The sequence below is a fragment of the Nocardiopsis prasina DSM 43845 genome, assembly GCF_000341265.1.
Taxonomy (GTDB): domain Bacteria; phylum Actinomycetota; class Actinomycetes; order Streptosporangiales; family Streptosporangiaceae; genus Nocardiopsis; species Nocardiopsis prasina.
In genome coordinates this window covers 1-11,518 of record NZ_ANAE01000139.1, presented here as the reverse complement: position 1 = coordinate 11,518, position 11,518 = coordinate 1, and the positions used below count along the sequence as shown (strand labels likewise).

Annotated in this window: 10 protein-coding genes, 1 other RNA gene and 1 pseudogene; 7 read left to right on the top strand and 5 right to left on the bottom strand. The window is 72.3% G+C overall.

Annotated elements, in window-relative coordinates; translation table 11 throughout:
- Together D452_RS0115285 and D452_RS0115280 are read left to right on the top strand one after the other, a co-directional pair.
- Positions 1–503: MFS transporter (locus tag D452_RS0115285; protein ID WP_040693916.1), on the top strand; the 503-nt coding region annotated here is incomplete at its 5' end.
- Positions 500–1,816, top strand: a complete 1,317-nt coding sequence (locus tag D452_RS0115280; RefSeq protein ID WP_017545024.1) for an MFS transporter — start codon at positions 500–502, stop codon at positions 1,814–1,816. The genes D452_RS0115285 and D452_RS0115280, both read left to right, overlap by 4 nt.
- Positions 1,817–1,877: 61 nt before the next feature.
- Here the strand turns inward: D452_RS0115280 and D452_RS0115275 are convergent, their stop codons facing one another.
- Together D452_RS0115275 and D452_RS0115270 are read right to left on the bottom strand one after the other, a co-directional pair.
- On the bottom strand, positions 1,878–2,744 hold the full coding sequence (locus D452_RS0115275) for a deoxyribonuclease IV (RefSeq protein WP_017545023.1): 867 nt from the start codon (positions 2,742–2,744) through the stop codon (positions 1,878–1,880).
- Between the two features lie 85 nt (positions 2,745–2,829).
- The gene (locus D452_RS0115270) at positions 2,830–3,651 is read right to left on the bottom strand and encodes an alpha/beta fold hydrolase (RefSeq protein WP_017545022.1); all 822 of its coding nucleotides are present in this window, start codon (positions 3,649–3,651) and stop codon (positions 2,830–2,832) included.
- Positions 3,652–3,942: 291 nt separating this feature from the next.
- Between D452_RS0115270 and D452_RS0115265 the strand changes: the two genes are divergently transcribed.
- The 4 genes from D452_RS0115265 to rnpB all read left to right on the top strand — a co-directional run bounded on the left by D452_RS0115265 (position 3,943) and on the right by rnpB (position 6,713).
- Positions 3,943–4,815, top strand: a complete 873-nt coding sequence (locus D452_RS0115265; protein ID WP_017545021.1) for a Nif3-like dinuclear metal center hexameric protein — start codon at positions 3,943–3,945, stop codon at positions 4,813–4,815.
- Between the two features lie 79 nt (positions 4,816–4,894).
- On the top strand, positions 4,895–5,656 hold the full coding sequence (locus D452_RS0115260; RefSeq protein WP_017545020.1) for a zinc ribbon domain-containing protein: 762 nt from the start codon (positions 4,895–4,897) through the stop codon (positions 5,654–5,656).
- Positions 5,653–6,288, top strand: a complete 636-nt coding sequence (locus D452_RS0115255; protein WP_017545019.1) for a histidine phosphatase family protein — start codon at positions 5,653–5,655, stop codon at positions 6,286–6,288. Before D452_RS0115260 ends, D452_RS0115255 begins: the two co-directional genes overlap by 4 nt.
- A 42-nt stretch (positions 6,289–6,330) precedes the next feature.
- Positions 6,331–6,713: RNase P RNA component class A (gene rnpB, locus D452_RS29270), an RNA gene on the top strand.
- A gap of 69 nt (positions 6,714–6,782) precedes the next feature.
- On the opposite strand, the gene D452_RS0115250 is transcribed toward rnpB, so the two are convergent.
- Complete coding sequence (locus tag D452_RS0115250) at positions 6,783–7,751, bottom strand: peptidoglycan-binding protein (protein WP_017545018.1); 969 nt, start codon at positions 7,749–7,751, stop codon at positions 6,783–6,785.
- Positions 7,752–8,049: 298 nt separating this feature from the next.
- On the opposite strand from D452_RS0115250, the gene D452_RS30900 reads away from it, so the two are divergent.
- Entirely contained in the window at positions 8,050–8,199 is a 150-nt protein-coding gene (locus tag D452_RS30900) for a hypothetical protein (protein ID WP_017545017.1), read from the top strand.
- Here the strand turns inward: D452_RS30900 and D452_RS0115240 are convergent.
- Both D452_RS0115240 and D452_RS30720 read right to left on the bottom strand, forming a co-directional pair.
- Positions 8,148–10,511, bottom strand: coding sequence for a SulP family inorganic anion transporter (locus tag D452_RS0115240; protein ID WP_017545016.1), 2,364 nt, complete (start codon positions 10,509–10,511; stop codon positions 8,148–8,150). The two genes, D452_RS30900 and D452_RS0115240, sit on opposite strands and share 52 nt — an antisense overlap.
- Before the next feature lie 315 nt (positions 10,512–10,826).
- Positions 10,827–11,518 (bottom strand): annotated as a pseudogene (locus D452_RS30720) (hypothetical protein); the annotation flags it as partial.

Here is an 11,518-nt window from a genome sequence, read left to right as displayed (position 1 = left end):
CCGCAGTGTTCTTCGGGGCCTTCATGCCCCCCTCCGCGATCGGGGGAGTCCTCGCCAGTCTGACGGCCGACCGGGTGATCACCCGCTTCGGCAGACGAACGTCCGTGATCGGCGGCTACCTGGGGATGGCCGTCTGCTTCACGGGCGTGGCCCTCGTCGGAGAGCCGTACTCGGCCTTCGCGCTGCTCGCGGTGTCCGGCTTCTGCATGGTCGTGTCCAACATCGCCGCGAGCCCCTACCACCAGACCGTGGTCCCGGACGCCGTGCGCGGCCGCGTCGCGGGGGTCAGCCGGATGATCGGCTGGGGCGTCACACCGCTCGGCGCCCTGGCGGGCGGACTGCTCGGCCGGATCGACCTCGCGCTGGCCTTCCTCCTGGGCGGTGTGATCATGGCCGGCACCGTTCTTCTGTCCCGGCGGGTGATAGCCGAGACCGCCCGCCGTGCGGACCTGGCCCTGACCGAGGCCGCCGTGCGGCCCGTGTTCGATGAGGAGAACCGATGACCACCACTCCACCCGCCCCGAAGGTCCCCGGAGCCCCGGAGCGGGAACGGTTGAGTGGCACCTTCCACCGCTTCTGGGCCGCGGGGGTGTCCACCAACTTCGGGGACGGGCTCCTGGCCGTCGCCCTCCCCCTCCTCGCGGCCACCCTCACCGGGGACCCGCTTCTGGTCGCCGGGCTCACCGTGGCCCGATTCCTGCCCTGGCTGCTCGTCGCGCCCCTCAGCGGGGTGCTGCTGGACCGGGTGGACCGCCTGCGGGCGCTGGTGGTGTCCAACACCGTGGCCGCGGCCACGGTGGCACTGCTGGCGGTCGCCCTCGCCAGCGGACACGCCACGGTGTGGGTCCTGTACGCGGCGATGTTCGTGGTGATGTGCTGCGAGACCATCAGCGACCCCGCGAGTCGTCTCGGCCTCACCCGGCTCGTCCCGCGAAGGCTGCTGGACCGGGCCAACAGCCGAGTGGAGGGCGGTCGACTGGTCGCCCAGGAGTTCGGGGCCGCCCCGGTGGCCGCCGTGCTGTTCGCCGTGGCCGCCGTGATCCCCGTGGCCGGGGCGATGGTCTCCTACGCCCTGTGCGCGGTGCTGGTCGGCACGGTCGTCGTCATCCTGCGCCGAAGGCCCCTGGACCACCAGGTGGAGGAACCCCGGGAGGGGGATGAGGCCTCCTCACGCGGCCCGCTGCGCGACCTCGCGGAGGGGCTGCGCTACGTCTTCGGGGACCGGCTGCTGCGACGCCTGGCGGCGTGCAACGCCGGGACCATGATCGGGCTGAACACGGGCCTGGCCGTGCTGGTCCTGTACGCCGGTCAGCGCCTGGAACTGCCCGCGTCCCTGTACGGGGTCCTCGTCGCGGGGCTGGCGGTCGGAGGGGTGTCGGGCACCTTCGTGGTCGGCTGGGTGCTGCGCCGGCTGGGGCGGCGCACCGCCTTCCTGGGCGGCTACCTCGGAGCGGCCGCCGTCCTGCTGGGACTGGGGGTGACCACCCACGCCGCCGTGGCGGGCCTGCTCCTCGTGGGGATGGGCCTGTGCATGGCCGTGTCCAACATCGCCGGTTCGGTCTTCTTCCAGAGCGTGGTGCCCGACCGCATCCGGGCCAGGGCGGGCAACGTCCACCGTGCCGTCGGTTGGGGCGCCACCCCGGTGGGCGCGCTGCTCGGCGGGGTGCTGGGCCGGATCGACCTGGGCCTGCCCTACCTGGTGGGCGGGGTGATCGTCGGTCTCGTCGTGCTGTGCCACGTGCGCACCATCTTCGAGACCTCCGACCTGTGTGACCGCGCCGTGAGCGAACAGGAGAGCGGACCGGTCCAAGGGTGACCGGGGGTTACCGACGCCCCGGTCCGGCCCCCACGACGGGACCGGACCGGAGCGCGTGGGCTCAGGCCTCGGCGCGCAGCTTCTTCAGCGTCCGCACGTCCTCGGCGTGCGGACCCTCCGGGCCCGGGGTCTCCAGGGTGATGGGGACACCCGCGGTCACCGGGTGACGGAACAGCTCCGTGAACGGCTTGGCGCCGATGTGGCCCAGACCGATGTTCTCGTGCCGGTCCCTGTTGCTGCCGCAGGGCGCCTTGGAGTCGTTGCCGTGGATCAGCTTGAGCCGGTCGGCGCCGACCACCTCGCCGAAGCGGTCCATCGTCTCGCGCATGCCCTCGACGGTCGAGATGTCGTGACCGGCCGCGAACAGGTGCGCGGTGTCCAGGCACACGCCCACGTTGGAGTGCCAGTCCAGGGCCTCCATGTAGGGGACGAGGTCGTCGACCGTGGCGCACAGCACCTGGCCCTGCCCGGCCATCGGCTCCAGCAGCACTGGCGGGACGTCGTCGCCGAGCCGCTCCAGCAGGGGGAGGATCCGGGAACGGACCCGCTCCAGTCCGGCCTCGCGCCCGCCCGAGACCGCCGAACCGGTGTGCATCACCACGCCGAGGGCGCCGATCTCCCCACCGCGCCGCAGGGCGTGCTCCAGGGAGACCAGCGACTTCTCGGCGGTCTCCTCGTTGGGGGCGCCGGGGTTGATCAGGTAGGGGGAGTGCACGAACACGGGCAGGTCCGTGCGCTCCCGCATCTTCGCGTCCTGCGCCGGGTCGCCCGCGTTGGTCGCCCAGCCGCGCGGGTTGGACACGAAGACCTGGACGGTCTCCGCGCCGATCTGCTGTGCGTACGCCAGGCCCTTGGTGGCCATGCCGCCCGCCACGGGCACGTGCGCCCCGATCGGGGTCCGGGGCCGCTTCTGCTCAGTGTTGTTCATCGCGAACCAACTCTAGGGCCGACCAGCGGGTGGGCGTGGTCTGCGGTGTCCCACTCGGCGCGGCGTTCTCACGCGGCCCGGCCGGTCAGGACCGGTCGCGCAGTTCGGCGAGCAGGTCGGGGAGTTCCCACAGCACGGTGACGTGTCCGTGCCCGGGGAGCACGCGAAGCTCGGCCCCCGGGACCAGGCCCGCGGTGTGCCGCGAGTGCGCGATCGGGACGATCGTGTCCGCGTCACCGTGCACCACGACGAACGGGGAGTGCGCGGCCGCCGGGTCGAAGGCCCAGGGGCGGCCCTGCACCCAGGAGTCCTGGGTGTAGCCGCCCACACCCTGGGCGAACGCGTCCTTGGCCGCGGCCGCCAGGTGCGGGACGTACCGAGAGGCGAACAGCCGGCTGTCGGGTTCGGGCCACTCGGTCGGAGAGGAACCCAGGTGGAGCTCGCCCCACTCCAGGGCGGCCCGCTCGTCCGGCAGGCGCATCATGGTCCGCTCGACCTCGGAATAGCCCTCCCAGCCGGGTTCCCACGCGAAGTCGGTGACCCCGCCCAGGACGACGGTGCCGCGCACACGCTCCGGCAGCAGGGCGGAGACGGCCACACCGTAGGGCCCGCCCGAGGAGTGCGCCGCCACCAGGAAACGGTCGACGCCGAGGGAGTCGGCGAGCGCGGCCGCGTCGTCGACCCAGCCAGTGAGAGTGCGCCCGGGTGCGGGGGAGGAGCCGCCGTAGCCGGGCCGGTCGGCGGTGATCACCCGCAGCCCGGCGGCGGCGAACGCCTCGTCCTGGTCGCCCAGGTTGCGTCGGCTCATCGGGGCGCCGTGCGCGTACAGGACCGGGGTCCCCGCCGGGTCGCCGATGTCGGTGTAGGCGACCGTGCGCCCGTGGAGTTCGACCGTCGCGTCCCGCATGCCGCACGCACCCTCTTCCCTCGACCTCATCGCACGCTAGACGCCGCGGTCGACGCCCACAAGGCGGAACGGGCGACGGACCGGTCGAGGAGGGAAGTGGAGTCGCACCCCGGTGCCGACCGGTGCCGGGTGGACCCGCGCGGAGCCCCTGGAGCTGTGACAGTACGGGGCGACGGCGCCCTCCCCCCGACACCGGCGCACCCGCCGAGCCCGCGGAACGGCTGAGAACCAGAGACGCCCCTCTGCCGCGCCCGTCCCGTTGACCGCCGGTCCGGACGGAGCGCTAGTCTCGTGCCCGTGAGCACCTCGACCGCGCAGCCCTTCACCCTGTCCGACGTCACCGCCGCCTTCGAGGAGGTCTACCCACCCCAATGGGCCGCCTCCTGGGACGCGGTCGGCCTGGTCTGCGGGGACCCCGCGCAGCCGGTGGAGCGCGTCCTGTTCGCGGTCGACCCCGTGGACGCGGTGGTCGACGAGGCCGTGACCTGGGGCGCGGACCTGATCATCACGCACCACCCGCTGATGCTGCGCGGCGTCACCAGTGTCGCCGCCAACACCCCCAAGGGCCGGATCGTGCACCGCCTGATCCGCTCCGGGGTGGCCCTGTACACCGCGCACACCAACGCCGACACCGCCGCACCCGGGGTGTCCGACGCCCTGGCCCGCGCTGTCGGCCTCACCGGTCCGCTGCGACCGCTGGACCCCGACTCCACCGACCCCGAGGGACGGCGCGGAATCGGCCGCGTCGGCGAGCTGGACGAGCCCATGGTCCTGCGGGACTTCGCGGCCCGGGTGGCCCAGGGGCTGCCCGCCACCGCCGGGGGCGTCCGCGTGGCCGGTGACCTGGACCGCCTCGTCACCACCGTCGCGGTCTCGGGCGGGGCGGGCGACTCCCTGCTCGGCGCCGCCCGCGCCGCCGAGGTGGACGCCTACGTCACCTCCGACCTGCGCCACCACCCCGCCTCGGAGTTCGTCGGGGAACCGGGCGGCCCGGCACTCGTGGACACCGCCCACTTCGCCAGCGAGTGGCCGTGGCTGGCCGACGGTGCCGCCCACCTGGCCGACGCCCTCCGGCGCACGGGCGGCCCGAATGGGGCTAACGTGGAGACCCGCGTGTCGACCACCGTGACGGATGCCTGGTCACGGACCTTCCCACACGCGTAGCACCCCCTCGACGACCACAACTGCACAGGGCGCGGGCGGCCTCCCCGGCCTCCCAACCGCGATTCCCAGGAGACTCCAAGTGAAAGCCGAACCCGCCGCTCAGGCCAGACTGCTCGACCTCCAGGAGCTCGACACCGAGCTCCAGCGCCTGGACCACCGTCTCCGGAGCCTGACCGAGATCGCCGAGGCGGCCCGGCTCAAGGAGCGGGTCGACGCGATCGACGCCGAGCTCATCACCGCCCAGACCCGCGCCTCCGACATCGAGCGCCACCAGCGCAAGGCCGAGAGCGACGTCGACCAGGTGCGTTCGCGCGCCGACCGCGACACCAAGCGCCTGGAGTCGGGGCAGATCACCAACGCCAAGGAGCTCCAGAACCTCCAGTCGGAGATCGCCTCGCTGGGCCGCCGCCAGGCCGAGCTGGAGGAGGTCGTCCTGGAGGTCATGGAGGAGGCCGAGTCCGTCAGCTCGGACGTCACGCGCCTGACCGGGGAACGCGAGGAGGCCGTCGCCCGCTTCACGGAGGTCACCGCTCGCCGGGACACCGCCGCCGCCGAGATCCAGTGGGACCGCACCCGCGTCACCCAGAACCGTCAGCGGGTCAGCGAGGACATCCCCGCCGACTTGCTGAAGCTGTACGACAAGCTGCGGTCCCAGTACGACGGGGTGGCCGCCGCCCCGCTGCGGTACGGCCGCTGCAACGGCTGCAAGCTGGCGCTGAGCACCGTGGAGCTCAACGAGATCCGCGCGACCGCCGCCGACGAGGTGGTTCGCTGCGAGGACTGCCGCCGCATCCTGGTGCGCACCGAGGAGTCGGGGCTCAACGCCCCCGCCGCCGAATGAGCTGGGGCGCGCCGGACAGCGAGCCGACCCGCCTGGTCCTGCTCCGCCACGGGCAGACCCCGCTGTCCGTCGAACGGCGTTTCGCCGGACGCGGTGACGTCCCCCTCACCGAGGAGGGGCACGCCCAGGCCGAAGCGGCCGCGCGGCGCCTGTCCGGGTGGGGGATCGACGCGGTGGTCTCCTCCCCGCTGTCGCGTGCCCGGCACACCGCCGGGTACGCGGCCGAGCTCCTCGGTCTCCAGGTGGAGACCGACGAGGGGTTCGTGGAGACCGACTTCGGGGCCTGGGAGGGCCTGACCTTCGCCGAGGCGCACGAGCGCGACCCCGAAGGAGTCGACCGGTGGCTGGCGGACCCCGAGGCGAGCCCGCCCGGAGGGGAGAGCTTCGCCGAGGTGGCCCGCCGCGTGGGCGCGGCACGGGACGCGCTGCTGGAACGCCACCGGGGCCGCCGGGTCCTGGTGGTCAGCCACGTCACCCCGATCAAGGTCACCGTCCAGCAGGCCGTGCTCGCGCCGATCACGGCGCTGTACCGGATGCACCTGGACACCGCCTGCCTGACCGAGGTGGACTGTTACGCGGACGGACCCCAGGTGGTGCGCTCCCTCAACGACACCGCACACCTGGACCAGTAGCGGTTCCGGCCCCCCGTGAGCCCGCTAGACTGGGCCGCAGAGGGAGTCGGCCAGACGGTCGCGGACCCGCGCCCGGCGCGGGTTCGAGGAAAGTCCGGACTCCACAGGGCAGGGTGGTCGGTAACGCCGACCCGGGGTGACCCGCGGGACAGTGCCACAGAAAACAGACCGCCACCGCTCGCGGTGGTAAGGGTGAAACGGTGGTGTAAGAGACCACCAGCGGCCGGAGCGATCCGGCTGGCTAGGTAAACCCCACCCGGAGCAAGGTCAAAAAGGGAACCTCCGGGTTCCCGCGCGGATGTTCGAGGGCGGCCCGCCCGAGTCCGCGGGTAGACCGCACCGAGGTCGTCGGCAACGGCGGCCCCAGATGGATGACCGTCCGGTCGAGAGACCGACAGAATCCGGCTTACCGGCCGACTCCCTCTCTTTCAGCTTCCCCCAGGTCCGCTGTCCGGGTGCTCGGCCCCGGGTCGGGCCGGGGCCGAGCGGCACACTCAGCCCACCAGGGCCCGCCAGGTGAGGGGACCGGCCTCACCGTCGACGACCAGTCGGTTGACCCGCTGGAACTCGCGGACGGCGGTGTTCACGACCGGCCCGAAGTTGCCGTCGACCACCAGCCCGGCGCTGCGCTTGTTCATCGCGGTCTGGAGCGCTCGCACGTGGGATCCGTCGCGGACACCCTGCTTGAGTTCGTACACCAGGTGGGGCCAGGTCCTCGGCCCGACCTGGCCATCCGCCACCAGCCCCTTGGACCGTTGGAACGCCTTCACCGCGTTGACCGACGTCGGGCCGTAGTACCCGTCGGCCACGAGGGATGTGCCGCGCTGGGTCATCAGGTGCTGGATGACGGAGACCGTCACCCCTCTGGCCTCGGGGTCGACACTCGGCCAGCCGCCGCCCAGGTCCACACCGCGGGACCGCATGAACGGCACCGGGTTGGTGATGCCCCCCAGGCGCCCCGTGTGGGTCTCGAAGTGCAGGTGGGGGCCGGTCACGTTTCCGGTGGCCCCCATGTCGGCGATGCGCTGGCCCGCGCTGACCCGGGCGTTGAGGGCGACCCGGTAGACGCTCAGGTGACCGTAGTAGGTGTACACGTTGTTGCCGTGGGAGATGACGATGGCCTCGCCGGTCCGGCCGGGGAGGCCGCCTCCCCAGGAACGGCCGACCACGGTTCCGGCGGCCGCTGCGTACACGGCGGTGCCGGTGCTGTTGGTGACGTCCTGACCGGCGTGGGTGCTGCCGCCCCGGGGAGCACCGAAGTGCCCGCCGGAGGGGAAGTAGCCCAGGGCCGGGTTGCACCAGGAGGCGTTCATCGCGGACGCGGCGTGCGCGGCGGTGCCGCCCAGGCCGGTCAGGGCCACGACCGCTCCCAGTCCGGTGCCGAAGAGCACGCGGCGCGACCAGGGGGAGGAGGGTTCACAGGCGCGGGGGTCAGAGACGGGCGCCGTGCAGGACTCGCACATCTTGTCTCCTGTGAAGGAAAATGCCGAAGGAGGGGGCTGGAATGGATGGTTTCCTTCGGTCCCCTGGAGATTAGGGTGCGCGGTCCGATGTGTACAGGGGGTTTCGCGGCACTTTCGGCCGGACGGGAAGGCTTCGGGGACACATTCCTGAATCGCCACGGTGATGGCCGGATCGCCTTGTGGGGCGGTAGATTGACCCTTGCGCTCCGTACCCCGGAAGCCCCGGAGCGCGAACGCCCGTGGGCCGACCGGGGTCGACGGCCCGACAGGCATCCGCGTTCACGGGAATGGGTGACTCTTGTTCGACTCCACCGCCTTCTGGGTGGTCCTCTTCGGCCTGCCGATCCTGGCGATCGTGGCGATCATCCTGCTCGCCACCTACCAGGCCTCAGGTGTTCAGCAGGACGGACGGGACGACACACCCGACGACGACTCGTCCAGCGACTGACCCTCGGCCGCTCCCTCGCGAGGGAGCGGCACGGCCTCGGGCACGTCCTGGACGCCCTGAACGGGGGAGAACTCCCCGGTCTCGGCGTCCAGCAGGTGCACCTTGGCGGTCTCCAGGTCGTAGTACATCCCGGACAGCGTGAGCTGCCCCGATTCCACCCTTTCGCGCACGACCGGGTACCCCATGAGGTTGCCGAGCTGCTCGATCACGTTGGCCTGGGCCAGCCGCCGCAGGGCTTCCGACGCGGGCAGCCCTGCCAGTTCACCGTGGTCCGCCCCGGCCCGGCGCAGGCTCCCCTGTCCGTTGGCCAGCCACCGGCGGATGTGCGAGCTCTCCTCCTCGACGGGTCCCTCGTGCGCCCCCTCCGCCAGGGCCCGCATCGCCCCGCAGTGCGAGTGCCCGCAGACCACGATCGAGGGCACCCGCAGGACGTTGACCGCGTACTCCACCGCCGCCCCCGCGGAACCGTCGGCGCTGCCGTGCCGGGGCACCAGGTTGCCCACGTTGCGCAGGGTGAACAGGTCGCCCGGACCGCTCGCGGTGATCAGGTTGGGCACCACGCGTGAGTCAGCGCAGGTGATGAACAGGGCCGTCGGGTTGTGGCGGTGTGAGAGGCGGCTCATCACCGCGCGCATCCGGTCCGCGGTGCTGGCGTGGTATTCGCGGGCCCCCGCGGTGAGCAGCCCCAGCGGGTTCACCGCCAGGTCGGCGCCGGACTCGCGGCGCATGTCCCACGGGGCCCACCAGCGGCCCTTGGGGATGGTCTTGGCCGCCGGGGCCGACCTCTCGGAGCTGCGCGCGTACCAGTTCTCGTGGACCTCGTCGATGTCGACGCTGCCGCCGGTGCGCTCGTGGTCCACCCGCCAGGCGTGGATGGCCTCGAAGGCGGCGTGGTCCATGAAGTCCACGTGCAGGTCCAGGTCGACGCTGGCCCCTTCGGGGATGGTCCGCAGCACGTGCGCCAGCCGGGGAACCCCCAGGAAGGTGAGTGATCCGTGCACGGTCACGTGCACCCGGCCGGCGCGCTCCTCGGTGACCACGGTGAGCTTGGTCAGGCGGCGCAGCGACACGATCATCGCGAGCGCGAAGCCGATGAACACCCCCTCCAGCAGTCCGATGAACACCACGCCGAACAGGGTCACCAGGTAGACGCTGGCCTCGTGGTGCTTGCGCAGGTCGCGCAGGTGGGCCAGGGACACCATCTGCACGCCGATGAAGACGAGCAGCGCGGCCAGGGCGGGCATCGGGATCAGCTCGACCACGTGCGCGAAGAACGCGACGAAGAGCAGGATCCACACTCCGTGCAGGATCGTGGAGAGCGGGCTGCGGGCCCCGGCCCGCACGTTGGCGGTGCTGCGGACGATGACACCGGCGATGGGCAGGCCGCCCAGGGCACCGCTGACGGTGTTGGCGGCGCCCTGCCCGCACAGCTCCCGGTTGAGCTGGACCCGGCGGCCGCTGTGCAGCCGGTCCACCGCGATGGCGGCCAGCAGCGACTCCACACTGGCGACCATGGCGACGGCCGCCACGGCCAGGGCGATGCCGTGCCACTGCCCGGCCTCGGGCAGCATCGGCCCGTTCCAGGCGTCGGCGAGGGAGCCGGGCAGGGCCACGGTCTCGACCTCCCAGCGGCCGAGGGTGGCGATGACGGTGGCGGTGCCCACCGCGACCAGCGCGGCGGGGATCATCCCCGGCCGGACCTTGCCGATCGCGGGCAGCCGGTTCCAGCCGAACATGATCGCGATCGTGATGACGCCGACCGCGACCGCGGCGGTGTGGTTGTGCGCGATCTGTTCGGGCAGGTCGGCGATGTTGGCCAGGGCCGAGCTCTGCGGGGCCCCTCCCAGGACCACGTGGAGCTGTGCGAGGGCGATGGTGACGCCGACCCCCGCGAGCATGCCGTGCACGACGGCGGGGGAGACGGCGAGGGCGGCCCGCGCGATGCGGAACGCGCCCAGGGCCAGTTGGACCAGCCCGGCCAGCAGGGTGATCAGGCAGGTGACCCGCCATCCGTAGGTCATGATCAGGTCGGCGACGATGATGGTCAGTCCGGCGGCCGGGCCGCTGACCTGCACCACCGATCCGCCGACGAGACCGGCGACGATACCGCCCACAATGGCGGCGATGATTCCGGCGATCAGCGGGGCGCCGGAGGCGACCGCGATCCCCAGGGACAGGGGGACGGCGACCAGGAAGACCACGAGAGAGGCGCCGAAGTCGGCGGCGACCCCCTTGCGATCCGTGTGGGTCCCGGGCCGTTCGGAGGTGGTCTCCGGTCGGCCGGGTGGTGCTCCCTGGGCGTCGTTGCGCATGGTTACTCCGTTCGGGTTGGACCAGGCAAGGCGTATGCGTAGGCGCACGGGGACGGCAGAGTCCGAACGGGGGGTACGTGGCTGAACGCGTCACGACGACGAGACCGCGAAGGGTGCTTCGTCAATAACTAACTGTAGTCAACAAGAATGACTGTGTGTTACGGGCTGTTGTGCTCTTGGTGACCATTTTCCCGACTTCACATGTACGCGGGGACGAATCAGGACAGAAAAAACCCGAGGTGGCGGGGGTTTCCCGCCACCTCGGTGGTGTGAAGTGGTGATGGCGCCTGTCGCGCCAGGAGGGTCCGCGGAGACCTAGCGGAACCGGCCGTCCTCGTAGCCGCCCTCGTAGTGTTCCTGCTCCGGGGCGGGGTGGCCGTAGGGCGCCTGCCCGTAGGGGCCCTGGCCCTGTTGCTGACCGGGTCCGCCCTGGCCGTTGGCACCCTCCGGAAGCGGCGGCTGCCAGCCCTCCACCGGCGGGTAACCGTAGTCGGGTTCGGGCCGCTGCGGCGCGAACCCGCCCCTCATCGGGTCGGTGTGGTCCGGTCCTGCGAAGCCGCCCTGTCCTCCGTGCGGCTGCTGACCGTAGGGGTCGCCCTGCTGGGTGTGCCCCGGGAACGTGGTCGGGAGTTCACCGCGCAGCTGGTCCGCCTGGTAGGCGCCGGTCGGGTAGGCGGGCGGCCCTCCGTAGGCGGGACCGCCGTGGCCGCCGACCGGGCCGCCCGGTCCGGGAGGAACGGGGCCCTGTCCGAACGGGGAGGGCTGACCCGCGTGGTGACCCCCGCCCGGCGCCGTCGGCTGGCTCGGCTGGCCGAAGCCGCCCGAGTCGTCCTGACCGCCCCACAGCGGCGCGTTCGAGCCACCGGGAACACCGGGCGTGTTCTGTCCGGGCAGTCCGTTCTGTCCGCCGATTCCGCTCTGGCCGGGCATTCCGGACTGGTAGTCGCGGGTGTGTGCGCCGGTGTCGTAGGGGCTGCGCTGGTGGGTGCCGGTGTCGTACTCGGAGC

What these genes read in the sequence shown, in the direction of transcription:
- D452_RS0115280 (WP_017545024.1), top strand. Translation starts at nt 500, where the DNA reads ATGACCACCACTCCACCCGCCCCGAAGGTCCCCGGAGCCCCGGAGCGG.
- D452_RS0115275 (WP_017545023.1), bottom strand. Translation starts at nt 2,744, where the DNA reads ATGAACAACACTGAGCAGAAGCGGCCCCGGACCCCGATCGGGGCGCAC.
- D452_RS0115270 (WP_017545022.1), bottom strand. Translation starts at nt 3,651, where the DNA reads ATGCGGGACGCGACGGTCGAACTCCACGGGCGCACGGTCGCCTACACC.
- D452_RS0115255 (WP_017545019.1), top strand. Translation starts at nt 5,653, where the DNA reads ATGAGCTGGGGCGCGCCGGACAGCGAGCCGACCCGCCTGGTCCTGCTC.
- D452_RS0115250 (WP_017545018.1), bottom strand. Translation starts at nt 7,751, where the DNA reads ATGTGCGAGTCCTGCACGGCGCCCGTCTCTGACCCCCGCGCCTGTGAA.
- D452_RS0115240 (WP_017545016.1), bottom strand. Translation starts at nt 10,511, where the DNA reads ATGCGCAACGACGCCCAGGGAGCACCACCCGGCCGACCGGAGACCACC.